The organism is Brevundimonas intermedia, assembly GCF_027922165.1.
Classification (GTDB): domain Bacteria; phylum Pseudomonadota; class Alphaproteobacteria; order Caulobacterales; family Caulobacteraceae; genus Brevundimonas; species Brevundimonas intermedia.
Genome location: NZ_BSFD01000001.1, coordinates 159,621 through 185,550, shown reverse-complemented (window position 1 = coordinate 185,550; position 25,930 = coordinate 159,621). Strand labels below are relative to the sequence as shown.

General features: G+C 63.0%; 22 protein-coding genes and 1 tRNA gene. 14 read left to right on the top strand and 9 right to left on the bottom strand.

From position 1 onward, the window contains the following. Positions 1 to 2: 2 nt before the first annotated feature. The 3 genes from PKE72_RS00865 to msrA form a co-directional block, all read right to left on the bottom strand. Positions 3 to 1,850, bottom strand: a complete 1,848-nt coding sequence (locus PKE72_RS00865; RefSeq protein WP_271163586.1) for an acyltransferase family protein — start codon at positions 1,848 to 1,850, stop codon at positions 3 to 5. 60 nt (positions 1,851 to 1,910) lie between these two features. Beyond that, positions 1,911 to 3,233: a VOC family protein gene (locus PKE72_RS00860; protein ID WP_271163585.1), complete on the bottom strand. Its 1,323-nt coding sequence runs from the start codon at positions 3,231 to 3,233 to the stop codon at positions 1,911 to 1,913. 94 nt (positions 3,234 to 3,327) lie between these two features. Beyond that, a complete protein-coding gene (gene msrA, locus PKE72_RS00855) occupies positions 3,328 to 3,978 on the bottom strand; it encodes a peptide-methionine (S)-S-oxide reductase MsrA (RefSeq protein WP_271163584.1) in 651 nt (216 codons plus the stop codon). A gap of 139 nt (positions 3,979 to 4,117) precedes the next feature. Here msrA and PKE72_RS00850 point away from each other — a divergent pair. Beyond that, positions 4,118 to 4,207: transfer RNA gene (locus PKE72_RS00850), tRNA-Ser, on the top strand. Between the two features lie 96 nt (positions 4,208 to 4,303). Here the strand turns inward: PKE72_RS00850 and PKE72_RS00845 are convergent. Genes PKE72_RS00845 through PKE72_RS00835 form a run of 3 tightly spaced genes read right to left on the bottom strand, consistent with a single transcriptional unit; the run spans position 4,304 to position 6,149 of the window. Continuing rightward, entirely contained in the window at positions 4,304 to 5,317 is a 1,014-nt protein-coding gene (locus PKE72_RS00845; RefSeq protein WP_271163583.1) for a tyrosine-type recombinase/integrase, read from the bottom strand. Further along, on the bottom strand, positions 5,314 to 5,562 hold the full coding sequence (locus tag PKE72_RS00840) for a helix-turn-helix transcriptional regulator (protein WP_271163582.1): 249 nt from the start codon (positions 5,560 to 5,562) through the stop codon (positions 5,314 to 5,316). The genes PKE72_RS00845 and PKE72_RS00840 overlap by 4 nt, the downstream gene beginning before the upstream one ends. Further along, positions 5,559 to 6,149: a hypothetical protein gene (locus PKE72_RS00835; protein WP_271163581.1), complete on the bottom strand. Its 591-nt coding sequence runs from the start codon at positions 6,147 to 6,149 to the stop codon at positions 5,559 to 5,561. Before PKE72_RS00835 ends, PKE72_RS00840 begins: the two co-directional genes overlap by 4 nt. 93 nt (positions 6,150 to 6,242) lie before the next feature. Between PKE72_RS00835 and PKE72_RS00830 the strand changes: the two genes are divergently transcribed. The 3 genes from PKE72_RS00830 to PKE72_RS00820 all read left to right on the top strand — a co-directional run bounded on the left by PKE72_RS00830 (position 6,243) and on the right by PKE72_RS00820 (position 8,072). Further along, positions 6,243 to 6,782 (top strand): hypothetical protein, encoded by a 540-nt coding sequence (locus PKE72_RS00830; protein WP_271163580.1) that lies wholly within the window; start codon positions 6,243 to 6,245, stop codon positions 6,780 to 6,782. 2 nt (positions 6,783 to 6,784) lie between these two features. Beyond that, on the top strand, positions 6,785 to 7,549 hold the full coding sequence (locus tag PKE72_RS00825; protein WP_271163579.1) for a hypothetical protein: 765 nt from the start codon (positions 6,785 to 6,787) through the stop codon (positions 7,547 to 7,549). A gap of 346 nt (positions 7,550 to 7,895) precedes the next feature. Further along, positions 7,896 to 8,072 carry a hypothetical protein gene (locus PKE72_RS00820; RefSeq protein WP_271163578.1) on the top strand — a complete coding sequence of 59 codons (177 nt, stop codon included), beginning with the start codon at positions 7,896 to 7,898 and terminating at the stop codon, positions 8,070 to 8,072. A gap of 371 nt (positions 8,073 to 8,443) precedes the next feature. On the opposite strand, the gene PKE72_RS00815 is transcribed toward PKE72_RS00820, so the two are convergent. Beyond that, a complete protein-coding gene (locus tag PKE72_RS00815; RefSeq protein WP_271163577.1) occupies positions 8,444 to 9,265 on the bottom strand; it encodes a hypothetical protein in 822 nt (273 codons plus the stop codon). Between the two features lie 68 nt (positions 9,266 to 9,333). Here PKE72_RS00815 and PKE72_RS00810 point away from each other — a divergent pair, with 68 nt between their 5' ends. The 10 genes from PKE72_RS00810 to PKE72_RS00765 all read left to right on the top strand — a co-directional run bounded on the left by PKE72_RS00810 (position 9,334) and on the right by PKE72_RS00765 (position 23,137). Then, on the top strand, positions 9,334 to 9,549 hold the full coding sequence (locus PKE72_RS00810) for a helix-turn-helix domain-containing protein (protein ID WP_271163576.1): 216 nt from the start codon (positions 9,334 to 9,336) through the stop codon (positions 9,547 to 9,549). 304 nt (positions 9,550 to 9,853) lie between these two features. Then, entirely contained in the window at positions 9,854 to 11,080 is a 1,227-nt protein-coding gene (locus tag PKE72_RS00805; RefSeq protein WP_271163575.1) for a phosphoribosyltransferase-like protein, read from the top strand. A gap of 185 nt (positions 11,081 to 11,265) precedes the next feature. Continuing rightward, on the top strand, positions 11,266 to 12,537 hold the full coding sequence (locus PKE72_RS00800) for a reverse transcriptase family protein (protein ID WP_271163574.1): 1,272 nt from the start codon (positions 11,266 to 11,268) through the stop codon (positions 12,535 to 12,537). Positions 12,538 to 12,623: 86 nt separating this feature from the next. Then, on the top strand, positions 12,624 to 13,028 hold the full coding sequence (locus PKE72_RS00795) for a very short patch repair endonuclease (protein ID WP_271163573.1): 405 nt from the start codon (positions 12,624 to 12,626) through the stop codon (positions 13,026 to 13,028). Positions 13,029 to 13,039: 11 nt separating this feature from the next. Beyond that, entirely contained in the window at positions 13,040 to 14,530 is a 1,491-nt protein-coding gene (locus PKE72_RS00790; RefSeq protein WP_271163572.1) for a DNA cytosine methyltransferase, read from the top strand. A gap of 121 nt (positions 14,531 to 14,651) precedes the next feature. Beyond that, entirely contained in the window at positions 14,652 to 16,121 is a 1,470-nt protein-coding gene (locus PKE72_RS00785) for an ATP-binding protein (RefSeq protein WP_271163571.1), read from the top strand. Next, on the top strand, positions 16,114 to 18,795 hold the full coding sequence (locus PKE72_RS00780; RefSeq protein ID WP_271163570.1) for a Z1 domain-containing protein: 2,682 nt from the start codon (positions 16,114 to 16,116) through the stop codon (positions 18,793 to 18,795). Before PKE72_RS00785 ends, PKE72_RS00780 begins: the two co-directional genes overlap by 8 nt. A 1-nt stretch (position 18,796) precedes the next feature. After that, positions 18,797 to 19,780 (top strand): PD-(D/E)XK motif protein, encoded by a 984-nt coding sequence (locus tag PKE72_RS00775; RefSeq protein ID WP_271163569.1) that lies wholly within the window; start codon positions 18,797 to 18,799, stop codon positions 19,778 to 19,780. Next, positions 19,777 to 21,897: an AIPR family protein gene (locus PKE72_RS00770; protein ID WP_271163568.1), complete on the top strand. Its 2,121-nt coding sequence runs from the start codon at positions 19,777 to 19,779 to the stop codon at positions 21,895 to 21,897. Before PKE72_RS00775 ends, PKE72_RS00770 begins: the two co-directional genes overlap by 4 nt. A 61-nt stretch (positions 21,898 to 21,958) precedes the next feature. After that, on the top strand, positions 21,959 to 23,137 hold the full coding sequence (locus PKE72_RS00765) for a restriction endonuclease (RefSeq protein ID WP_271163567.1): 1,179 nt from the start codon (positions 21,959 to 21,961) through the stop codon (positions 23,135 to 23,137). Positions 23,138 to 23,319: 182 nt separating this feature from the next. Here PKE72_RS00765 and PKE72_RS00760 read toward each other — a convergent pair whose 3' ends face one another. Both PKE72_RS00760 and PKE72_RS00755 read right to left on the bottom strand, forming a co-directional pair. Next, the gene (locus PKE72_RS00760; RefSeq protein ID WP_271163566.1) at positions 23,320 to 24,417 is read right to left on the bottom strand and encodes a Fic family protein; all 1,098 of its coding nucleotides are present in this window, start codon (positions 24,415 to 24,417) and stop codon (positions 23,320 to 23,322) included. Positions 24,418 to 24,527: 110 nt separating this feature from the next. Further along, positions 24,528 to 25,268, bottom strand: coding sequence for a helix-turn-helix domain-containing protein (locus PKE72_RS00755; RefSeq protein WP_271163565.1), 741 nt, complete (start codon positions 25,266 to 25,268; stop codon positions 24,528 to 24,530). Between the last annotated feature and the right edge of the window lie 662 nt (positions 25,269 to 25,930).

Sequence of the window (25,930 nt, the reverse complement as noted above, 5' to 3'; positions counted from 1 at the left end):
TTTTACCCTGGTCGGGTCGCGGGGTCGGCCACAGGCCCCGCAGAAGGCGAATCCGCTGCGTCCTGCAACAGTTTACGGTCCAGAACCCAGGCTGCAATCCCCACCCAGCAGACCAGAACAATGGCGTAGGCGCGCTCCCACCAGCCGACATTGGCGTCATTGACCGTGCCTGGGAAGACCAGGTGTTTTGTTACAACGGTCAGGATCGCCATGACCACGAAGGTGACGGCCAGGAAGAGCTTCAGCCGCGGCAGATCCCGGCGTGACGCCAGACCCCAGAGGAGCAGGACCGGCGCCAGCTGGATGCCCAGGGCCAGGTTGATGATCATGTGGCGCGGGTCCGGCCATGGATAGAGGGTCGAGGCGGACATGCCGGCGCCGGCTAGGACGAAGACCACGGCGATTACGGCTCCGGCGACCCGCTTTTCCGTCAGGGCGTAGACCGCCAGGCCGAAGCCGACGCCGGCCAGGGCCGCCATCACCCCGGCGACGAAGACTCCGCCGTTGAAGATGATCGGCGCCTGGGCCGTCGCCCCGCCCAGTTCGCTCAGATACTGGGTGGCGTTGTCGAAACCGGGATAGGCGGCTATGGCCGCGGCCACCACAGTCACGGCCAGCAGCGGCGCCGCTACGCCGATGGCCAACAGGCGACGGCGGCGGTGATAGCGGGCGGGCGGGCGTCGCAGGGCCTGGAGGTCGAGCGGCCAGGGCCGGCCGTCCAGCGGCTTCAGTCCCCACAGCGGGCGGATGGCGGGAATGCGTTTGACCGACTCATAGACGGCGAAACTGCCCAGGAAGGTGATCAGCAACAGCGACAGGGCCTCCAGCCCCACCGGCAGACGGGCTGGCCGAATGATCCAGACCGCCGCGACCAGGATCGTCTGGTGCGCTAAATATAGGGGGAAGGTGGCCTCGGTCAGATAGGTCAGCACCGGCCCCCCGCGCGACCGCAGATGCCGGCTGCCGAAGCCCAGGATGGCGACGATCACCGCCCACTGGTCCAGGCCGTAGACCATGGCCTTGGGCACGCCCCACAAGGCCCGCCCGCCCGGATGCCAGACCTGGGCCATCATGACGGGCAGGGCCACGGCGGCCAGGCCCAGGGCGACCCAGCGATACCGCTCCATGTCGCGCCAGATCGTCTCGCGACCCACGATGCAGAAGCCGAAGACGAAGGCCCCCAGCGACAGAGCGTGATTGTACCAGTCCCAGTGCAGGATGTTCGTCACCCCGAACCACGGAAACAGCAGGATGCGGATGGCGATCAGATAGAGAATCGGCAGGATCAGCACGCGCGGCCCCGCCAATAGCTTTTCCAGGGTCGCGCTGATCCGGTCGATCAGGCCCGGCCGGCGCCACAGCAGGACGGTGACGATACTGTAGGCCGCGATATAGACGATGAACCACAGGTGGTTGACCGGAACGCCGTCGGCCAGACCGCTGAAGCTGAACTCATGAACCATCCAGGCGGCGAAGCCGGCGAGCCCGCCGGGCCAGCCGGCCTTGTCCATCGCCTCGATCCACGACTGGATCGGCACCAGGATCACCGCGCCGAACAGCAGGGGCGGGACCAACCGTTCGAACCGGGCGCGCGCGACCTCGCGCGGACTGCGCCGGAAGGTCATGAACCGTAAGGCCGCCCCGGACACCAGGAACAGCAGGGTCAGCCGCCAGGGATTGGTGATCAGTATGGCTTCGCGCATCCACTCGAAGGTGTGGACGCTGTGCACGTGCCAGCCATAGACCCCGTACACCAGGCCGACATGATACAGGATCAGCAGGCCAAAGGCTCCGACCCGGATCCAGTCCAGATCATAACGGCGCGTGGACGAGGGGGCGGAGGGGGGCACGGCCGCGTCTATGATCCGGCGGATCGGTTCAGGCAATACGGCTGATCGTCGAGGCCGCAGTCAGGCCAGGGTCTCTGCCAGCCCCAAGGCCTTCAGCGTCATCCTGATCGAGGCCTCCTGCTCCGCCTGATACAGCGCCATTTCGTCCAGCACCGAACGGCCCAGAGCCTGTTCGAAATCGGCCTTGGCCGGGTCTACGGCATAGGCCTCGCGCACTTCGGCGCCCAGGTTGGACTGGAAGATGCCGGCCGCGCTGACGGGGAGGAAGTCCTCATAGGTGATCGGCTCCGCGACGACATGCCCCAGGGCGATCAGGGCCTCCAGGTCGGCCGTTTCTGCGCGTCCGCCCAGGCCTTCCGGCGTCGCGCGATAGCGGAACCAGGCCAGGCCGCCCCGTCGCAACGCCGTCCAGTCGTCGGGCAGGGCCGAGAAGTCCTGGCTCGCCAGGGCCGCGTCATACAGGGCGCGACCGGCGGAGGTCAGGGCGCAACCCCGCTGCTCGATCTCGCCGAACCGGGCGGTGTGCACGCCCTGGACGGCGCCGTCCGCGCCGGGGAAGGCGATGGCCTCCTGCAGGGCCTTGAAACTGGTCTGGCGCAGCAGGATGGGGCAGGCGCGGGCGGGCGGGCCCTCGATCGTCTCCTTGGGCGTGATGCCGCGTTCGGGCATGGCCGCCTGGGCGGCGTCGATATCCAGGGTGCGCGGCGTCAGGTGGTTGATGTGCGGCCCCTTGAAACTGACCACGTCCGCGATCAGCCGGTGGGCGGCCACCAGTCGTTCATAGACGGCGGCGCTGACCGTCGCCTCGGCGTGCCAGCGGAAGGTCTCCAGCAGTTCGGACACGAACCGGTCGGCCTGGTCCTCGTCCAGTCCGCCGGCTGTCTCGCCCGTCTCGATCAGCGCCCGGGCGCCGGGGGTGAAGATGTCGCGCCGGGCCAGGGCGGCGGCGGCCTCCTGACGCAGGGCCTCGTCCTCGATCAGCTCCAGCCGCAGCAGGGAGCAGAAGACCCGGAAGGGATTGCGCGCCAGGGCCGCCGGATCGACCGGGCGGAAGGCCGTCGAGTGGACCGGAACCCCCGCCGAGGCGAGGTTGTAATAGCTGACCGGCGCCATGCCCATGACGGCGAAGGCGCGGGCGATGGTGGCCAGTTCGTCCGCCGTGCCGACGCGGATGGCGCCGTGACGTTCTTCCGACAGCCGCGCCAGTTCGCCGGCGGCCGCCAGACGGTCCGCCCTATCCGGATCGGCCTTCAGCGCCTGGGCGTTGACCTTGGCCACCAGAGTCAGCAGCTCGCCGTACTGGGGCACCTCCGCCCGGTACATGGCGGACAGGGCGGCCGAGAAACGGCTGCGAATCTCATCGGGGTGGACGAAGGCGGACATGAGCGGCTCCCTGGACCTTTTCGCCGTTCCCTACGCCTGTCGGCCGCCGACGCCTAGCCGGCGGCCGCAGGACATTTCGCCCGATGCGGGGTGATCAGGCGTCGACGCCGATCCCTATGGGGCAGACCACGCCGGTGCCGCCGATGCCGCAATAACCGGCGGGGTTCTTGGCCAGATACCCCTGGTGATAGGCCTCGGCGTAGAAATACTCGCCGGCGGGTTCGATCTCGGTGGTGATCGTCCCACGGCCCGCCGTGGTCAGGGCTGCCTGATAGGCGTCGCGCGACGCTTCCGCCTCGCGCTGTTGTTCGTCGTTCAGGGTGTAGATCGCCGAGCGATAGGTGGTGCCCACGTCATTGCCCTGGCGCATGCCCTGGGTCGGGTCATGGTTCTCCCAGAAGGCCTTCAGCAGTTCGGCGTAGGTGATGACCTTGGGATCGAACACCACCTTGACCACCTCGGTATGGCCGGTGCGTCCGGTGCAGGTCTCCTCATAGGTCGGATTGGGCGTGATCCCGCCCGAATAGCCGGCCGAGGTCACCCAGACGCCCGGCAGCGACCAGAAGATCCGCTCCACGCCCCAGAAACAGCCCATGCCGAAGATCGCGGTCTGGAACCCCTCGGGATAAGGGCCCTTCAGCGGATTGCCGCTGACATAGTGGTTGACGTCGGTGGCCAGAGGCTCGGCGCGGCCGGGCAGGGCGGTCTCTGCGGTGGGCAGTTCGGCGCTTTTCTTGAACAACATCGGGGGCTCCTGGGACGAAAAATAACTTCGGCGCCTATATGGGGATGTCAGAGGCGCTTGCCGAGGGGGCGAACGTGTTCTATCAGGCCCGCCTCCCGCCGGATCGACCTCCGGCGGCGCGCAAGACGTGGCGTGAAACGGACAGGTGGCGGAGTGGTCGATCGCGCACGCTTGGAAAGCGTGTGTAGGTGAAAGCCTACCGAGGGTTCGAATCCCTCTCTGTCCGCCACCCACTTAATTTTTTGAAGTAAAATCAATCCTATAGCTCCCAATATGTCTAACCCTTGTGCGGGTTGTTAGACAAAGCTGTTCTTGTTTCGTTGGCTCAGCCGATCCGCTTCATGGCGGAATCGGCGAGATTGCGTCGGCCGGCCTCGCGCGTGTAGCGCTCGACCTCCTTCAGGCTTTGGTGGCCGGTGATGGCCATGATTTCATGGGCTGAGCACCCGGCTTCCGCCAATCGGCGGGCCGCCGCTTTACGCAGGCCGTGGGCTGAGCAGTGCGACGGAAGGCCGGCGCGTTCCGCCGCCTTGCTCACCCAGTTTCCGAACCCCTTCTCTGTGAAGGGCTTGCCGTATTTGGTCGTCAACAGCGCCAGGTGCTCGATCTTGTGCGCCGCCAGCGAGGTTTGAAGCCGTGGGTGCAGCGGTATATCGACCAACTGTCCCGTCTTTTCCTGGTGCACCAGGACACGACCGTCGCGAACCTGGTGGACGGTCATCTGACGCACGTCACCTGAGCGTTGAGCCGTGTAGAGCAGCAGGTCGAACCCAAGCCGCTCCTTGCTGCCGATGGGCCACTTAGTTTCGAAAGCAGCGACCTCAGGCTCCGTCCAGGTGTGGAAGCCCTCGCTCCTGTATCGAAGCATTCGGACGCCGCTCGTGGGGTCGGTACGAACAATTCCTCGATCCACCGCAAAGCGCATCACGGCCCGAAGCACCTTCAGCATGTTGTTCGCTGCGGCTGGGGTCGCCGCCATGGCGTCCATCTGCCCGCGAATATGCCTAGGCTCGAGGAGTGCGACCGGTTTGGCGCCGTACTTGTCGCGATAGCGGTCGAAGATGCCCTTGTAGGTGCGCTGGGTGGTCGGCCTGAGCCCGTTGTAATCGGCCGACGCGTAATAGGCGACGCCCAGCGCATGGATGGAGCCGGGCGTGCTTCGGCTTGCCGCAACCGGCTTGGGTTGAGCCAGGGATGCGGCGGCGTACCACGTCCACCACGCTTCCGATCCGAACGGCTCAGTCGTTTGTGACTCGGGAAAGCCAACGCGCCGAAATCGCCATCGGGGCTTGCCGCGCACGTCGCGATAGTGGCTGACGTGACTCGGCTTTTTCTTCACGCCGGTGCGTCCCAGGGGTTGTCGTTGCGGTCAGGCCCATCCTCTGGAAGAGCCCAGAATGCGCTGTCCAGAGCATGACGATCCCAGACCTTCCGAGCATCGATCCGTTTGGGCGCCGGCATTCGGCCGTCGTGGACGAGCTGATCGAATTTGGAAACGCTGATGCCGACGTAGAGGCTGGCTTGCTCGCGGTTCAGGCCGCGGGGTTCCAGAATGGTGGGGCGCGTTGGAATGCGCCTGCTCATAGCTTGCTAGCGTCCCATTCTACCCCAATGGCTTCGAGAGCCTGCTGGGCGGCTTTGTCGCCATTCGCCGCAGCATTCTGAGCGTCGACCTTGTTCCGCATTCCAGGTCCGGCGCTGACGTACCAGAGCGGTTCGCCGGCCCTCTCAGCCAAACCTAGGCCGATGGCTTTGAGGTCTATCAGTGCAATGCCAGCGGCTGGCTCCTCGTCGTATTCCGCCAACACTTCATTCAGGCTTGAGAGATCGGTAGCGAGCTCAAGCTTTAATCCTTCGCGCCAAGGCGTTCTCGCCCAAGCGTATCTGAACCTTGGGGGGTCGAAAAAGGAACTGCGAGGATGAAGCTCAGGCTCCAGGCCGTCCAGGTAGCCTAAGGAGCCTGGGTGTGTCACCGCCCAAGCCTGTGCGGCCACCACGGCGTCATCCAAATAAATCAGGGGATCCAGGTGAGGGATGCCTAACTGTCCCATCGCTTCTCTGAGCGACACGTGAAGCAGGTCCTGAGGGGAAAGTCTGGCCCAGCCCTCGACTTTTGGCAGAAGCCCGCGACGCCGCCAGTTGCGCTGCACGGGCGGATTGATGTCGGTCACCCGGCAAGCTTCTGATGCCGTGAAGGAGGTTTCCCAGACATGAGATGGGGAGAAGTATGTGCTCATGGCGGAACCGTATGGGCGGCTCATGGCATGGTCAAGATAGAATTCGAACTTACTGTTTCGCTTTTTGGGCGTGGCCCCTATTCTGTGCGAATTCACCCCTCACCCAGAAAGCTGGCCATGCCATCACACCCCAAGCCGTCTAGAAAGCTGCATAAGCACCGCCTGAACCTCCGTCTGTCGGAGGAGAGTGCAGACTTCCTTCGCCGCTATTCCGCGAAGTCACACTGCACGATCAGCGAGCTCGCCGAGCTCATCATCCGGGAATATCGCGCTACGGAGGAGAACTACTTCACCAAGAGCGCCGCCTATTTCGGCTTCGTGAACACGAGCCTGTCGCTGCTGATCGCTGCGAAGATCTTTGAGCCGGAATTGGCCCCGACGCGTCCGCTCACGGAAATCAAGGAGGACATCACTAAGGGCGCAGCGGAAATGTTTGGCCTACAACCGCCGTCACCTTTCAGAAGGTTTTATCCCGATGGCGATGAACGTCTCTGGGGCCTCTACAATGCCTTTGTCGCACACCACCTGAAGCGCGAAGACCACCTGAATTCCCTGAACGGTCGCTGACCATGCGGTCCTACGTCGTCGCGAAGCGCCAGGCCACACGGTGGCTGCGCGGAGGGTTGGTGGTGGTCTGGGTCGTCGTGGCGTGGCGTACGGGGGCGACGGCGATCGGCTATAGCCTCCGCGCATTTGAGGCCGATCTTCAGTCGCTCCTGAGCACTGCGCCGATCCATACCGTTCCGCTTCGCCATCCCTACGGAGGGGTGGTCGAGCTCACTGCGGAGGAGCTGCGATCCGCCTATTGGATCGCGCCTCACCTCGACTGGGCCAGTCTCTGCTTCGTCCAGGGCGCTTGGCTGTCGGTCCTGATCTGGCTGGGGTTGCTCGCCTATTTGGGGCGGCAAAGGTCAGAGACGGATCCGCAGTTTCGTGTCCGCATCGACCGCGCGCTCGACCAATTCGAAGCGGGTGTTGCGGGCGCCGTAAACGGCTTGTTGCGTCTCGGGTCGGTCGCAGTCGTAGGGGCGCGATCAAAGGTCCTGCGGCGCCAGGGTAAGGGCCAGGGTTCCGCTCCATTGCCGCCGGAGGTCTTGGTCGAAGCAACTGGACCTTTGGAGCCGGCTGCGGAGCCGCCGTGCCCTTCGCCGAGGACAGAGGTCGTCCAAACCGACACGGACGATGCGCCCAATCAAACCGTCCCGGAACGTTCGGAGCATGAGGGGGAGGGTATGCCTGCGGACCCGACGTCCCCGATGACGGAAACGGCCTCGAAAGAGGTCGCGCCAAAGCCAGAGCTGGGCCACCTGCCGTCGTTTTTTACGCGCTTCTAACGCAGTGATCTGCAGCGAAGTTGGCGCCAAGTTGGCGCTGGCCAAGTGCATGACTTTACTGAGGTATTAGGAATATGACGGAAACGCGACGGTGTTGGCGCCGCTTTGGTGTCGGCTGCGCCCGAGTTTTTCCCTTTTAAAACATATGTTTAGGTAGGCCGCAGGTGTGCGTAGTGTGTGCATCATCCTCCACAGGATGATATTCCTAATGGTCCCCACTGGGGGTCAGGTATTTTCTATGTCAGAGTCCGTTATCTCCTGACACGGGTCCAATACCCTCTAGGCTGTGTTTAGGATGGCGCTCGAGACGCAACATTTGGCTGTCCAACCAGCTAGGAGAACGACGGTGAGCGACGCCCAGCTGCAAGCCTTGCAGATGAACTTTGTACAGATGCTTTTGGTGTTCTCGTTCACCATTGTCGCGATCCTCGCCATCAAGACGGTGATCTCCAAAATGGTGCGAGCGCTGTGTGATCGAAAAGATCGCGCGAGCGATTATGATGAGCCAAGCACGCCGTCTTGACCTAAGTCTCACGCGTCGATCCGGCTGCGCTGGTTCAGGAAGCGCAGGGCTACCGCCGCGAGGCGTGCACATCCGCCGTGCCGAAAGAACGCGCGGGCGCGATATCGACCGACACGCGGAGCCCGCCGCTAATCCGAAGTGTCTTTATTCCGCCTGGTCCCACCGTTCATACCTTCGATGAGCCCTCCGATAATGGGCTTCACTAACCAGCCTATGATCAATGCGGTGACCCCACCGGCCATGAATATCAGAACATCCATCATAAGGCGCCTCCCAGCGAACCCTGTGGTTCTCGTATAAGGCAGCATCTCGTGTGACCAAAGCTGCGGTGCGACACGGCGACAAGTGCACGCGTCCGAATGCCCAGCCTTTCAGTGCCGAACACCCTTCGCCTCGACGGGGTTCAGCTTCAGCTCAGCCGCACTGATCGCGAGAGCCTGAAGCTTGGTGCAAGGAAGGAGGCCGCATTCCTGAGCGAAGGTCCTAGGCCCATGGCTGGCTGGGTCGATCAGTCCAACCACTGCGTCGTGCAAGGCCTCAAGGGTCGAGACATCATCCACAAAGGCGGCTAGGTCCGCGCCGGCGCCGTACACCGTGTAGTGAGCAACACCTTCTCGCTTGGCGCGATAGGCATCCCAACGGACTTGGAGCCTCGCCACGCGCTCCCCGGCGCCGGCAAGGTCCTTCGCTCGCGTCAATCCACCCGCGACGGTCTCCTCGGCAGCCTCGAGCTTGGGGCCCATTCTCATCACATAGTGAGCCGTCCAATACCGGATCAGCAGATCGCCGCAGTCGGCGCCGTCCTGATGCAGCAGGGGCGCCAAGCCAATCTCAAGATCCCCCTCGGCGAACAGGGCGAGGTCATCGATCAGGATATGCGGCGCCAGCGCCTGCAAGGACGTGAGCACTCGCTCGACAGGCCAGCCTGAGAGATCAGCCAAATCCTCGGCGGTCGTCTTCACCAACCCTCCATTGTCGGGATTGTCCCTCAGCTGACGAGCCCAGACCATCAGCAGCAGCGAAAGCGTCGTTAGGGCGTCGTCATCCAGGCCGGCACGGGCTGCGTTCTGAATGACCGTAAGCGACGCGAGCATGATCAGCGGATCGAGTTCGGCAGGATCGAGGTGCGATCCAGTCCCGATCATCAGCTGAAGCTGAGGGCTCATCTCGGAGATGTCGGCAAAGCCGGTCATTCGGGTCATCCTCAAAATCACACTGATAGTGTGTAGAGAAGGATCTGCGTCCACCGCAAGTCCATCAGGTGGAAGTTGATCCTGATCTTTTGAGTTTTGGCCAAGCCGTGCGGCGCCGTCGCACTGCGCTGGGGCTAAGCCAGGAGGAGCTTGCCGACCGAGCAGGCCTGCACCGAAATTACATCGGCGGGATTGAGCGCGGAGAACGCAACGTCGGGATCAAGGCGGTGTTTGCGCTGGCCGTCGGGCTGCAATGTTCAGCATCCGACTTCTTTGATAAGTGATTTTATGGGAACGATCCTCTCACTCGGCAAAAAATGAGTGCCTGGGCGCGCACCTTTAAGTGAGCGCGCAGATGCGCGATGGCAAGTTTCGCATCTTCAATGAGTATTACGAGGACGTCCGCGTCGGACTAGTGATCCAGTTTGGGGCCGATGGCACCCGAGGGATTAAATACGAGATCGAGTTCAGCGGGGATGATCTTCATAACGCCATGAGGAGAGGTCACGCTGTTCATTAGAGGACGGCTCAGTGACCTTGCAGCGACGGGCGGTTGACCGACGTCGCGATCGCGAGCCTGATGCAGCCATGCGACTTTCGGAAACACAACAGGGTCAGGCTTGGCTTCGCCTGTTCGATAACGAGGACACGGCTCTGGCCACCCGGCTCCTGGACAACACCGTCTTCGTCTCGACCAGTGAGTTTCGCCGTTGGATCGCAGGCGAGATCATCCGGGAAGCGGCGAAAGGCAGGCTCGCCCTCTACGGGGAACGGGAATTCCCCAGATACAGCCGCTTTTTCAACAAGCTCGCTCCTGGCAATGTCCGGCGCGCAACAGGATCTGTCGGGCCGGCCCTCATCAAGCCGCCACGCGGCTCGATCTACATCGGCAGCGAAGGCATCGTCGCCCAGCTTCTGAGCGAATTGTGCCGGCGGCCTGACGTCGACGCTCTCTTAACGCCTGGCCCGGATCGCCTTCGACCGATGAAGACGCGCGGACCGACACATCGGTTGGCGATCGTCACCGATATCATCGGATCTGGAAACCGCATCGTCACCACGTTGGACGCGCTGTGGCGAACCGAGAGTTTCCGCAGCTGGTGGGCGCACAGGAAGATACCGATCGAAGTGCTTGTGATCAGCTACGCGGCCACCGAGAAGGGCTTGGCGCGGGTCAGGAAGCATCGGTTGAAGCCGAACGTTCTCACGCTGAAGGTCGCCCCCACGATCTACGACCAAGCCGACGACTCCGAGACCATCAAGACGCTTTGCCGCAAATACGATCCGCGCCCCATACAGGAAGATCCGGGACCGTACGGCTACGACAATGCAGGCACCCTGCTGGCTTTCGGGCACGGCTGTCCAAACACCACACCGCGTATGTTCTGGGCGAAGGGACGGCGCTGGACGCCGCTTTTTCCCGCCCGGTCCGGCGTAGAGGTGGACGTCCCCATGGAAAGGGCGACCGCTGCGGAGTTCGCTGACCGGTTAACCGGAGTCAACCGGCCTCATCTGGCCGACCCCGCCCTGTTCGCCCGCTTCGACGTCGAAGCCCGGGAGGCCATCCTTCTCCTTGCTGCGATTGCTCATGGGCTGCGCTTTCGGGAACGGCTAGCCAGTCGAACGGGGATCGACCTGCCGCGGGTAGATCTGCTGCTGGACGCTTTCGCCAGAGCTGGCTGGACGACCCAGGCCAACGTCATCACCGCAGCAGGACTGGACGAACTCAAAGCCGTGGGCCGGGTCAAGCGTGACACATCCTCTATTCCAGACGACCGGGTTTCCGTGTACTTCCCGTCCTCGTTGCGGGGTTAGGACATCGAGAGACGCTCGGCGCTCGCAAGAGTGAGAACCAAGCCTTCGGGCCGAGTTCGGGGGTTAGGATTGCCGACACCCTCCGGCCGAGCCACCGCCTAGCCTCACGGCTGGGAGAACCTCGCCTTAGCCCGAGAGCCGGGCGGGCGACGTCCCCCCAGGCGCACCCCATTGGGTCAAAGTCGATGTCCTTTTCCTCGCAACACTATCTGAAGGTCGGCAGGGCGCTGAAGAAGCCAGAGCCGGGCCTGCAGACTGCGCTCAAGGTCGCGCACAGGATCACTATCAACGCCCCCGAGCGGGCGGTGGTCTTCACCCTCGGACACCTCGCGGCGTTAGGGGGGATCTCATATTTCAAGCTGCGCGACTGGGCAGGCCGTTGGGGCCCGGAGCCCTATCGCCAGTTCTTCCTGTCCAAAAAAACGGACGGCCGTCGGACGGCCAAGCCGGCTCCCCGCAAACTGCGCCGGATCGCCGTGCCTTCACCGGGCCTAATGGCTCAGCAGCGATGGATCCTGCAGCGTATCCTTCATACGGCGCCGCGCCATCCGGCCAGTGTCGCCTTCCATCGCGAAGCCGACATCGTGGCGGTCGCACGTTTACATTGCCAATGCCGGTGGCTCATTAAGCTCGATGTTCAGAACTTCTTCGAGTCCATCTATGAGCCCGCCGTCTATCGGGTCTTCAGAGGTCTTGGCTATCCGCGCCTGCTCGCCTTCGAGCTGACCCGGCTCTGCACGCGTGTCCGGCCTGACCAAGCCAACGACGGCGGTGCCGGCATGACCTCCGACCTGGTCGGTCGGGGGCCGTCTTTTTACGAACGGCTGAAGGAGAACCCGAAGCCCGATCCCTATTTCAGGAACCGAGGCTACCGCGCCAGCGACCGATCGGTCGAGGTCCAGCAGTGGGGCAATCCCCGGCCGGCCCTTCCGATGGGCTCCCTGCCGCAGGGCGCGCCGACAAGCCCTATGCTGGCCAATCTTGCGGTGCGTGACCTGGACGAGAGGATCACCACCATCGCGGATACCTACGGCCTAACCTACACCCGCTATGCGGACGACATCGCCCTGTCGACGGCGAGCAAGGCGTTTGACCGTGATCAGGCCACAGAGGTGATCGGCAAGGTTATGTACGAGCTCGACCGGCAGGGTCTGAAGCCTCATGTGACCAAGACCCGGATCGTCCCCCCTGGAGCCCGCAAGATCGTCCTCGGGCTGATAGTGGACGGCGTCCAGCCGCGGCTTACCCGCGAGTATCGCAACAAGCTCAGGCTCCACGCCTATATGCTCGCCGACAAGGGCGTGCCGCCGAGCCAGCATGCCAGGGCCTTGAAATTCCGCTCGGTTCTGAGCCTGCGCCGGCATATCGAGGGCAAGATCGTCCACGCCCGGCGGGTCGAGGCGACGTTCGCCAACGGTATCGAAGCCCAGTTGAAGGCGGTCGACTGGAACCTCTGATATGGCACTGACCAGAAGGGCATGCGTGGTGTGACCGATACGTGTTCGCTCTTGGCGAACCTCGTGTCACTCCGCACATCAGCACTATGGACATCGTCGACAAACACGAACGTTCCAAGTTGATGGGGCGCATTCGAGGCAAGGATACCAAGCCTGAGTTGGCCGTGCGACGCATCGCGCATCGTCTGGGCTACAGATTTCGTCTGCACCGCAAGGACCTCCCCGGCAGTCCTGATCTGGTCTTCCCTCGACGCTGCAAGGTGGTCTTCGTGCACGGGTGCTATTGGCATCGCCATCAGGGCTGTCGGTTGGCGTATCAGCCCAAGTCGAATGTCGAGTTCTGGAACAGGAAGTTCGCCGTAAACGTGGCCCGCGACCGACGGGTTCTGGTCGATCTCACTGATCAGGGCTGGAAAACCTTGGTAATCTGGGAGTGCGAGGTTAAAGATTCGGACCTTGTCGCATCACGCCTTTCGGCACATCTCGGATGATCTGACGGACCATGACGATCAACACAGCAGCCCGGCAAAAGAAGCTGGACCGCCTGCGCAGCGGCAAGGCCCCGCGTGCGCTGGAGCTGTGCTCCGGGTGCGGAGGAATGTCCCTGGGAATGCAGGCCGCCGGCTTCGATCTGCTGGGTCACGTCGAGTTCGACGATACCGCTGCGGCGAGCTACGCGCTAAACTTTGCGCCTCCGGTAGCCGACAGAAGGGCCGCCTGGAGCAAGGCCCGCAACATGGTGACCTCCGATCCGGCGACGCTGGCGTCGGAGATCGGCCTGAAGGGCGACGTCGTCGGCCACTTCGACGTCCTTGCCGCCGGCCTGCCGTGTCAGGCCTTCGCCCGGATCGGCCGGTCCAAGCTTCGATCCGTGACCGGCGATGACGACGCTTACGTGAATGATCCCCGAGCCAAGCTCTATCAACGCTTTCTTCAGTACGTCGAAGCGGTTCAGCCCGTCGCGATCCTGATCGAGAACGTGCCGGACATTCTCAATCACGGCGGCCACAATGTGCCGGAAGAGATATGTCAGACGCTTGAGACGCTGGGATACAGCGCGCGGTACACACTGCTGAACGCCGCATACTACGGCGTTCCGCAGATGCGGGAACGCCTGTTCCTCGTTGCGATCGACAGCTCCCTCGGCTTCGCTCCGGGATTTCCGGAGCCTAGCCATGCCGCGAAGCTTCCCTCCGGGTACGACAGCGCGCGCAATGTCGCGCTGAAGCACGTTCCGGTGGAAGGGTCACGATTCGAGACCATTCCGCGCGCCCGGCCGGGCCTGCCGAACGCGGTCTCGGTCAAGGCGGCGCTGAGCGATCTTCCTCGCATTACGGAGCATTTCTCGGCCCCGACCGAGATGCGGCGGCGCAAGCTGACCGATCGTCTGCCCTACACAAGCTTCACCGGCCTTTCGCCTTATGCGAGGAAGATGCGGGCGTGGCCCGGCCGCCAGATTTCGCACGCCGACAGCGATGGCCACATGGTCAGGATCACCCCGCGAGATTTCGAGATCTTCCGCCGCATGAAGCATGGCGGCGACTATCCGCACGCGACGGCGGTCGCGAAGACGATCTTCAGCGAACAGCTGGGAGCCCTCGCCGTCCAACCTGTCGAGGGATCGCCTGACTGGGAGCAGCTGCGCGCGAAGCATGTTCCGCCTTACGATCCGACCAAGTTTCCCAACAAGTGGTGGAAGCTGAATCCGGCCATGCCGTCCAGGACGTTGACGGCTCATATGGGCAAGGACACCTATTCTCACATCCATTGGGACAGCACGCAGAAGCGGACGGTGTCGGTCCGTGAAGCCGCGCGGCTTCAGTCCTTCCCTGACAGCTTCCAGTTCGCCGGAGCGATGAACGCGGCGTTCCGACAGATCGGCAACGCCGTGCCGCCGTTGCTTGCCGAGGCTGTAGCCAGGCGATTGAAGCAGGATCTTCTACGAACGCCTGTTTCCCAGCTGGAGCGGGCGGAAGAGTCAGAGGCGGCCTGATCCACATCGTCGGCTCCGTTCGCGGTTGCCGACCTTCGAGCGTAACTGTAGCGTGTGCCCTGGGAATCGATGTCGGTAATTGCGGAGCCTACCGGCTGGCCTGCGAAGGGTGTGCGACGGCGTGAAATACGAGACCAATCCGCCGGATGCAGCATCCCTGATGATGTCGGCGCGCAGCTTCGGAAACTACGATCTGCCGGCGGCTCTGGCGGACCTGATCGACAACAGCATTAAGGCCGGCGCCAGAGAAATCGCTCTGACGTGCCTCTACAGAGAAGGCGATCCCGAGATCCGCGTGCGCGACGACGGGCATGGTCTTTCCGGCCAGGAACTGCGGAACGCGATGCGCCCCGCGAGTAGCAATCCGCTGGCGGAGCGCTCACCGGACGACCTCGGCCGGTTCGGTTGGGGCATGAAGTCCGCTTCGTTCTCGCAGTGCGCTCGACTGACGGTGCTAAGCCATCGTGGTGGGGAACTGACCGGATGCGTTTGGGATCTGGCAGATGTCGATGCATGGCGCATGGGTGTGCTCGACGATGACGAGATCTCTGCGCTCGCGTCGGCGGAGCTGATCGCCAGGGATGGCGTGGAGGTAATCTGGTCGGATTGCGATCGCCTCTCGGAAAGCCAGACGCTCACGCAGTCCGAGTTCAACGCCCTAATCGTCCACGCGGAAAACAGGCTGGCGCTGGTCTTTCATCGCTACCTCGGCGGCGAAGTTCGGGGAAAGCGGCTCACCATCCGGCTGAATGGTCGAAAGATCGAGGCGCTCGACCCCTTCTATCGCGACCATGAGGCGACCCAGCAGCTCGAGGCCGAACCCCTGATGATCGGCGGCCGCACGATCGACATCCAGCCCTTCATTCTCCCGCACTACTCAAAACTGCTGCCCAATCAGTATGACCAGCTCGGCGGCGAGGAGGGTTTCCTCAGGAACCAGGGCTTCTACGTCTACCGCAACCATCGCCTGATCATCAGCGGAACATGGTTCCGGCTCCTGCGACACGGGGAGCTGTCACAGCTTGTCCGGGTCCGCGTAGATCTGCCTAACGCTTTGGATCACGTTTGGAAGATCACGATCGACAAGTCGGACGCACAGCTTCCGGCCGCCCTGCGGAACCGGCTGCGCCAACTGGTGGAGGGGCTGCGAAGGCGTTCATCGCGGGTCTATCGATCGCGGGGAGGCCGGCTCGACCGCGCGGGGACCACATCGGTCTGGAGCCGATACGCCCGGGGTGGCGAAATCCGTTATGCCATCAATCGAGAACATCCCGTGATCGAAGCCCTGCTCGACGTGGAGGACGACGACCAGCGCACCGCCGTCTCCACCGCGCTGAAGATCATCGAACAGGCCTTTCCAGTCGCCGCTTTCAGTCAGGACGCGGTACGGGAATGGGATGGCATTCAGCAGACGCTGACGGACCCCGTCGCCTTCCGTGCCGATTTGATCGCGGCTCTGCCACTTCTTCTCATGCAGGTTGATGGGGATTTCACGGCGCTGGGAAAGCTGCTGCGCATCACCGAGCCATGGTGCGAGGCCTGGGGCGCGACCGAGACGGTGCTTAGGGAAAAGGGGTGGGTGGATGCGTGATCTTAGCGCCGAACTGGCGTTTCTGACGCTGAGCATCGGTAGGAAGTACGCCGAAGAGGTCAACAATGGTCGACCGCTTCCTCCAGGTGCCATTGCCGCCGAGGTTGACGCCTCGCCGTTCACGTTCGACCCCGAAGAGAAGGCGGAGGTGCTGCGGGCGCTGGAGACCAGTTTTACGACGACGCAGAGCCGCGGCTATTCAGTCTACAGCGACTTCACGCCCTGGCTGAAGGAAGCCGCAGGCTCCATCGACTTCTACTACTGGAACCGCCTGAAGCGGTACTACCTCGAGGGCGGTTCTCTCGCAGCGCCGGTCGTGGCGACGCTCGACAACGTCACCGATGAACTTCTGGACTTCTCCGGCAACCCCCTGACGCCAGGCATCGGCTCCAGGCGTGGCATGGTCATCGGCCATGTCCAGTCCGGCAAGACGACGAACTACTCCGCCCTTATCTGCAAGGCGGCGGACGCGGGGTATCGGACTATCATCCTTCTCGCGGGCATCACTAACAGCCTGAGGGCCCAGACGCAGGAGCGGCTGGATGAGACCTTCATTGGCAAAAAATCGATCTTCCACGCCCTCGCGGCGGAGCCGCTGCCGATTCTGACCTACGCCATGAAGAAGCGGTTTCCAGCGTATGGGACGTCTCGAGACAAGGACTTCACCCGAGACCCCGGCGCCGGCGTCGTATTCAGCCTCGCCGCGCACAACGAACCCATCATCTTCGTATGCAAGAAGAACAAGGCCCCTTTGTCGAAGCTGAGGGACTGGCTGATCGAGCAGGCGCACGGTGGCATCATCACGTCGCCGCTTCTCCTTATCGACGACGAGGCCGACAACGCCTCCATCAACACGGCGCAAGATCCAAAGGCGACCACTGCGATTAACGCGGTGATCCGTGAGATTCTGGCGCTTTTCGAACGCCGATCATACATCGGGTACACGGCGACGCCGTTCGCGAACATCTTTATCGATCCCGACAGCAACGACGAGATGCTCAAGGACGATCTCTTCCCGAAACACTTCATCAAGGCGCTGGACCCGCCTAACACCTATGTCGGCGCCACGAGGGTCTTCGCCGATGACGGCGATCTGCGCGGACCTATGGTCAGGGTGGTTCGGGACTACGTCTCGCACCTGCCCCTGAGCCACAAAGCGGACCACGTTGCGACGCTTCCACCATCTCTGCTCTCGGCTCTTCGGGTCTTCATCCTGACCCGGGCCATCCGAATCCTGCGGGGGCAGGGCCGGCAGCATTGCAGCATGATGATCAATGTCAGCCGGTTTAACGCCATTCAGGAGAAGGTGCACGGCGAGGTCTATGTCTATCTCCAGACGCTGCAAAACGCTGCGGCTCTGGCAATGGGACCTGAGGCAATGAGCGATCCCACGATCGCAGCGTTCAAGCAGGACTTCGACCAAGAGTTCTCGAACGGCGGCGAGACCTTCGAGGCGATATGCTCGGTCCTCGCGGAGGCGGCGAGGGTTCAGCCGCTGACTGTCAACATGAAGGGCGGTTCTCTGGACTACCGCGCCCACCGTGAATACGGACTCCACGTCGTCGCCATCGGCGGACTGGCGCTGTCGCGGGGGCTGACCCTCGAAGGTCTGACCGTGTCCTATATCCTGCGCAACACGGCGGCTTCCGACACCCTGATGCAGATGGCCCGATGGTTCGGTTACAGGCCCGGGTATGAGGACATCTGCCGTGTCTATCTTCCGAAGCTTGCGCTTGACCATTACCGGGAGATCAACGGTGCGATCGAGGAGCTGCGTGGCGAGGTGAAGGCCATGCACGCCATCGGGATGACGCCGGAGCATTTCGGTCTGAAGGTCCGGGAGAGCCCGACGGCTATCCGCATCACGGCGGCCAACAAGATGCGCACGGCGACCCAGATCAAGATCGCACAAGACTACTCGGTGCGACATCTGGAGGGCTACGCGCTGATCAACGACCCGGACGTCAACACTGCAAATCTGAAGGCCGTCCAGAGCTTCGTCGGGGCGCTCGGGGCACCGTCGACGCGGACAACCGACAAGGCCCTGGTCTGGGATGGCGCGTCCGGCCAAGCCGTCATGGCGCTTCTCAGGACCTTTCGATTCTCTCCGCTGCATCTCGATCTCGGCCCGATCAGCGGAAATGTCAGCCTCTTTATGGACTATCTCTCAGATCGCCTTCGCGGCGAGATGCGGGAATGGGACATAGCCGTACCGCATCCCGCAGGCGGGACCCCAACCGATGACCTTCTCGCTCCAGGTCTTTCGTTCTCCCTGCGAAACCGGGTGTCCGGAGACATCAAGGACAACGCCTATCGCGTCACCGGTGGGCGAAACAGGGTCGCCGATCCGGATGACGCCGAGATCGGGCTGGACGCGGCTCAGCTGGCGGCCGGGAACGCGGCCAAGGCGGACGGCACCCTTAAGGGGGACAAGGCGTTCTGCGCTCAGCGCACGCGTCCTTTGATGCTGATCCATGTGTTCAATGCCGATGAAGACATGGAGGGCATGCGGCTGAAGGGGCCAATCGTGACGTTAAGTTTCTGCATGCCGTCCACGGGCACACCTACGGACGAACGAGTCTATCAGGTCAACGCAGTCTATCGACGGCAGATTGAGGAAGAGGTGAACGCCGAGGCCGAAGATGACGAAGCCATGCTGGTGGAGAGCGTCTGAGATGAGCGAGAGAGAATGGGGCGACATCGCGCCCGCGACGGATCCTCACGCGGATAATGTCCGCCGGGCCTCACAGACCCATCCGCTGGATTTCTTCCGGGGCCGAAATCACGCGGGGCAGTACATCTTCTCGCTTGCGGCCGATGACGGCTGCCGTGAGCTGCCGAAGCCGCCGAGGCTCAACGGCATCGACGTCGCCCTCGAGCGTCGATCGGCTGATGGTGCGCGGCTCGTTCTCACCCTCGAAGACAGGGATCAGTTCGACATCTTCAGAGCGCTCTGCGGCCATCTGCTTGATGCGACTACGGATCATCCCCGCGGGGCGAACGGGCCCGGTCTTCGGCTCGTCCTTCAGCGACTTGCCGACTGGCACAACATGCTGCGGCGGCGGAGGGAAGGTCTCCTCACAACGGAGGAGGTCATAGGCCTGGTCGGCGAACTCCTGCTTTTGCGGGACGAGATCCTGCGAAGGGCCGGTCCGGCCAGTGCCGTCCTGGCGTGGAGGGGAGCGCACAGGGAGGAGCAAGACTTCGCAATCGGATCGTGCCAGATTGAGGTGAAGACGCAACTTTCCACATCGGACCGGCGTCTGCTCATCTCGTCCGAGGCACAGCTCGATACCGCCGGTAGCCAACTGCTGCTCTGCCATCAAACGATTTCGCGGGCGCCCGCTTCCTCCGGCGCCGTCTCGCTCAACGCGATCGTCGACGAACTTGCGCAGGCGTTTTCCGACACCGACCCGGAGAGCCTCGAGCAGTTCGAGGACGGTCTCGAAGCATGCCGGTACGCTCGGCGCGAAGACTATGACGAACCGCGCTGGCAGCTGATCGACCGTCGGCTGTTCGAAGTGCGGGCAGGCTTTCCTTGCCTGACGCCGGCGATGCTGCCCCCCGGGGTCCAGTCGGTATCATACGCCATTCTCCTGAGTGCGTGCGAGCCTTTCGCTGTCGATCTGGATCCCACGCTGACCACGGCGCTCGGGTGACCGGACCGGTGCTGGAGGAGGCTTTCGATCGGTTTTGGGAAGATCTCCTGTTCGAGGCAGAGGCTTCAGCCGACCCGCAGGCCGCCGCCTTCTTCCGTCTCTACGCTAAGCTCGCCGCAGAGAACGGCGATTGCATTGACCTGACTTATGCGCCCGCTCGCAACGATGGGAGAAACGCCTTTCAGATCGACGGCTTTGCGCTCGAGCGAGACCGCGGCGACCTCTACCTCGCGATCTCCGACTTCCGATCAGGGCGGACCCTTGAAACGCTCAACGCCGCACAGATCGACGCGCTCTTCGAGAAGGTCCGGCGCTTCTGCAATTTGGCGGTGCAACCCGCCTTCCTTAACGGCGTCGATGAGACCAGCCCTTCGTTCCAGGCGGCTTGGCCCATCTTCGACGGACGCAGCCTGATACGACGTATCCGGGTCGTTGCCTTCTCAAATGCGCGGCTTTCGACCCGTCGCAAGCCGGAGATGTCTGGCGAGGTTCTGGGCGTTCCCTTCGTCTGCAGCGTCCTGGATTTCGCGCGATACTCCAGCATTCTGCAGGCGAAGAGCGGCGTTGAGCCTATCGAGATCGACGTCACGAGCATCAATGGGACGCCGCTTCCCTGCCTGCCCGCGCACAGCATCGACGGGGAGCACGCGTCCTACCTCGTCGCCGTGCCGGGACCATTCCTGGCGGAGATTTACGGCCTCTACGGCGCCAAGCTGCTGGAGCAGAACGTCCGGACCTTTCTTCAGGCCAGGACCAAGGTGAACACCGGCATCATCAGGACTCTCGAGACCGCGCCCGAGATGTTCTTCGCCTATAACAACGGACTGACCGCGACGGCCGCCGGGATCACGACTGCCCCCCTTCCCGGTGGAGGGCTCGGCATCGCCTCCATCGACAACCTTCAGATCGTCAACGGCGGACAGACAACCGCCTCGATCCTGTATGCGAGCGACAGTCAACGCCGGGATCGTCGGGCCGACCTCAGCCGGGTATTCGTCCAGATGAAGCTGTCGGTGGTCAATCCGGACCGCCTCGAGGACGTCGTCCCGCTGATTTCACGCTACGCGAACACGCAGAACAAAATCAGCGAAGCCGACTTCTTCTCCAGCCATCCGATCCATCTGGTGCTTGAACGCCTGTCGCGCAGCCAGTCGGCACCGGCGAAACCGGGCGCGCTGTCTGGATCCAAATGGTTCTACGAGCGCGCGCGAGGGCAGTATCGCGACCGACTTGCCTATGGCACCCAAGCCGAGCGCAAGCGGTTCGAGCTCGAGTTTCCGCGCGACCAGTTCATCGACAAGACCGACTTGGCGAAGTTCGAGGTGACCTTCGAGTGCAGGCCGCACATCGTCAGCCGTGGCGCACAAAAGTGCTTCCTCGACTACGCGGAGAAGGCCGGCAAGCTGTGGGAAACCTCGGAGGCGCGGTTCAACGAACTGTGGTTCCGCTCCGTGGTGGCTGAGGCGATCGTTTTCCGGAGTCTCGATCGACTGGTCGGCCGATCTGACTGGTATCAGAATGATCGCGGCTACAAGGCGCAGATCGTCACCTACACGATCGCTTGGCTCGTCGATCATTTGCATGAGCGCGGCCGTGAACTCGATCTGGAGGTGATCTGGCAGAGACAGGAGCTTCCGGCCGAGATCGTTGAAGCCCTCGTCCAGATCGCGCCTCAGGTCGCGGCGACGATCAAAGATGCGCCGCCGGGGATGAAGAACGTGGGTGAGTACTGCAAGCAACAGGCTTGCTGGGCGGCCGTATCGGGATCACGCTACGCCTTCAAAGGTCGGCTCGACGGGCTTCTCGTCGATCACGATCAGGCTGAGCGAGCCAGGAAGGCGGCCGTCGCCTCGCGGAAGGTCGATCAGGACATCGACTTCGACCGCGTCGTGGTGGCGATGCTGGCGGACACGCAACCCTACCTCAGCTTCGCCCGGAGCCGTCGACTGCTGACCCCCAAGTCGGACGCCGCCCTGTCGCGTCTGACGCGTGGCGACATCCGACTTCCCCCGTCCGAGCGGAACGCGCTGAAGTACATGGTCGAGAAGATGGTTCAGGCTGGCTTCGAACTGCCCGGGTTCCCCCAGTCACCTTCCGGCTCGGTTGTGGAGCCATGACGGCTCCGCCGGCCACCGGGCAGACGCGTTGGACAAACCGGACCGCAACCGGAGCTGCACCGTGCTGAAATCTGTTCCCTTCGATCAGCTTCGAACGACGGATCTTCACGTTGATGCCCATTATGTCGGGCGTCGGAACGGCAATGCAGGCGACGATCCGCTCCCGACCTTACTCAGCGTCGACAATCACGGCGGCTTTCGGAAACGTGGAAAGGTGCACGGCCAGCTGCACATGCTGGTGCTGACATCGAGCATGAACGACCCGGACTGGCCGGACGCCATCGACCGCGAGCATGGCGTGTTCACCTACTTCGGCGACAACAAGAAGCCTGGGCGCGAACTCCACGAAACCGGCCGCCATGGCAACCTCATCCTTCGGAAGATCTTCGCCGCTGCGCGCTCCGGCGCAACGGGCCGGGCGGAGACGCCGCCCATATTCCTTTTTGCCTCGACGGGAGTCCGCCGCGATGTCCAGTTCCTCGGTCTCGCCGTCCCGGGAGCGTCCGACTTGGATGCATCTGAGGACCTGGTCGCGATTTGGCGGATCGCCGACGGCGACCGCTTCCAGAACTACAGGGCCCGGTTCACCGTCCTGAACGCACCGGTCATCAGCCGCGCCTGGATCGACACGATCGTCGCGGGCGAACGCGATGATCGTCTGGCTCCGGACACCTGGAGGCAGTGGATCAGCACGGGCCGCCGAAATCCCCTTCTCGCCACCCGGTCGCTGGAGTGGCGCACCAGCCGCGAACAGCTGCCTCAGGACCGAGAGGGGCAAGCGATGATCAGCGCCCTTCATGACCACTTCAAGGACCGGCCGCACGCCTTTGAGCATTGCGCCGTCGCCATCGCCCGGCTGATGATGCCCGAGATCACGACCCTCGATGTGACACGACCGTCCCGGGACGGCGGTCGCGATGCGATCGGTCAGATGCGGGTCGGCCAGGGGGCGAGCGGAATTCTGGTGGACTTCGCCCTCGAAGCGAAATGTTACGGGACCCGTGCGGTTGGGGTCAGAGACGTCTCACGCCTGATCTCTCGGCTGCGCCACCGGCAGTTCGGTGTCCTCGTTACGACTACCTGTCTTGATCGCCAAGCCTACAAAGAGATCAAAGAAGACGGCCATCCGATAGTGGTCATCGCCGCCGCCGACATTGTCGAACTTTTTCGCCGTCATGGTCGGGGTACGGCCGCGTTGGTCGGAAAATGGTTGTGCGAAGATTTTCCGAGCAACTCATAGCGAGGGTTGTGACTTTGGCGTGGCGGCTCTTTTGAAGCCATCCGAATGAGTCGCTGCTTTCCGGCTGGTCGGCACTGTCAGCAAATGGCGGATTTGCGAAGTTGCCTCTGGTCCGGAAATAGCCTGAACCTTAGCATTGTCTTGGGTGAACCTCCCCGCATTCAGGTTGCGCGTCTGAGAGGTCAGAGAGTGAGGGAATAGCTCGTACTCCGCCCACCACCCGCGTCCCGCTCCAGCACCCCACGCTGCAGCAAATCGTTTATATCCCGCAGCGCGGTGTCCGGCGACGTTTTGGCAAGTGCCGCCCATTTGGCATTGGAGAGCTTTCCCTCGAAGCCGTCCAAAAGGCGGTTCAGCACCTTCCTCTGGCGTTCGTTTAGCGGCTGATCGGCCAAAGCCTCCCAGAAATGCGCCTTGCGCATGACGCTGGCCAGGATGGTCTCGGCGCCGTCGAAGGCGCGGTCGAGGCAGGCGATGAACCACAGCAGCCAGGCGGTGATGTCCATGTCACCCTTCTGGGTCGCCTCCAGCATCTCGTAGTAGGCCTTCCGTTCGGCGCGGATTTGGGCGGACATGCTGTAGAAGCGCTGGGGCGTGCCCTCGGCGCGTGCCAGGGCGAGGTCGGCGATGGCGCGGGCGATGCGGCCGTTTCCGTCGTCGAACGGGTGGTTGGTGACGAACCACAGGTGGGCGACGCCGGCCTTCAACACCGGATCAGGTGAGGCGGTTTTGAACCAATGCAGGAAGGCCGTCATTTCGGCACCCAGTCGGTCGGCGGTCGGGGCCTCGTAGTGGACCTGCTCGCGACCGATCGGGCCTGAGACGACCTGCATCGGGTCGCCGTCCGGGGTGCGCCAAGCTCCGACGGTGATCCGGCTCATGCCGCTGCGGCCGGTCGGGAAGAGGGCGGCGTGCCAAGCGAACAGGCGGTCGGCGGTAAGCGGCTTAGCGTAGTTCTGGGTGGCGTCGAGCATCATCTCGACGACGCCTTCGACATCGCGATCCGCAGGGACTAGGCCGACGACGTCCATGCCTAGGCGGCGGGCGATGGAGGAGCGGACCTGGTCTCGGTCCAGGACTTCGCCCTCGATCTCGCTGGATTTCAGCACGTCCTCGGTCAGGGTGCGGAGGACGGCCTCTTCGCGCAGCGGAAAGCCCAAGGCCTCCATCCGTCCGATCAGCCGGCCTTGGCGATGGCGGACGGCGGCGAGCGGTTGGGCGAGGGCGCTGTCGTTCCAGGTCAGGCTGGGCCAATCGGCCAGTTCGTGAATGTAGGTCATATTTGCCGCGCTTTCTGCGGTGAATGTGTAGGCTATTCGCCGCAAGGGCAAGTCATAATTGACGCAAGTTGTGCGGTGAATGTCGGGTTTATTCGCCGCATGCCTCTCGATCAAGCCGCGAGCTGCCGGGGTCCACAGGGCTGCAATGCGATGGACACGCCCCTCATTGCGAGCGGACGGCCGACGAGATCCGTCAATCGGGCAAAGGCTGTAGGGCTCGTGCAGAGGATGCGTCGTTCGTCGGGCTCCCATCTGGCGTGATCCAGATAGCTTACCGCCGCGCCTTCCCCTGCGATCTGGACAACCGCCTTGCGTATCTCGGTCTGGGCGAACGGGATGAGCCGCGCCCGCGTCCCGGTGCCGCCATCTAGTCGTCGGCTTTCGGCGGCGCGAAATCTTTTAATGGGTTCATAAAGGTATTGTCGGTCACCGGTGACCGGTTTTCGTGTCGCTGATGTCCGGTTTTCCGGCGTTTGAGCGGTCGCCTGCGTCCGCTTTTCGTGGGTTTGATCGGTCGCCGATGACCGGTTTTGCGGCGCCTCGGCCGTTTCGCCGGGCAAGGTTGCGCGGCAGATGTTGGTGCGGCCGCGTCCTCGGCGGACCTCGACCTCCAAATAGTCGGCGGCCTGAAGCTCTTCGAGCAGGCGGCGCAGTTGGCGGGGGCTGACGCCCAGGCTGGCCGCCATGCTCTCCTGGCCGCGCCAGGCGCCGCCCTCGCAGGGGTTCAGGTCGTGAAGGATGAAGCCGGCGACGGCCTTAGCCTGGAGGCTGATCTTGGGGTCGCTGGCGATCCGCTGATGCCAGGCCAGTTTTTCGGCGACGAAGTTCTCGGGGGCGAGGCGGCGGCTCATGAGCGAACCTCCGACGTTGCGACCGGGTAGGGCAGGGGGTAAGATGCCTGCGGCCTTGAGTGTTGTGCCAAGCCCATTCGAACCCCGCCGAGCGCTGCAACGCTGGCGGGGTTTTTCGTGGTCCAGATGCGTCCCGAGGGGTTAGCCAAACGGGAAAAATCCCTAGGGATTTCAATATGCGTCCTATACCCCGTTAGACGAAGCAAGGCATTGAATTCACGAGAGGAAACGACTTCCTCTCTGTCCGCCACCCACATTGTTTTTAAGCAGTTTTTTGGTAGCGGCAGGGGTTTGCCCACCAACACGCCCGCCAACGGCTTTGCGCCTGCATTTTGCTTCTAAGGGCTGTTCAGGACGTTTCAGGCTTGTTCATACGCGGTGCGCTGAAGGAGACGTCTGAGCAGCCGGTCGGGGATATCAGACTTCCCAGTCGAGGAAGCTGAGAACGCATTATCCGTTGCGATAAGCCCCTAATCACTGGTGAATTCTACTCCAACATGAAGCGGAAGAACCCCGTGTCACCGTAGGGTCGCCACAGCGCCGGAAATCGCGAGCGATTTCCGGCCTGCCCGGGAGCTTACCAGAAACGGGATCGACGGTCCCCTGCGAAGGTCGCGTAAGCGCCAGCAGTAGAAGTTGGCTGCGCTCCGGGAAACGAGACA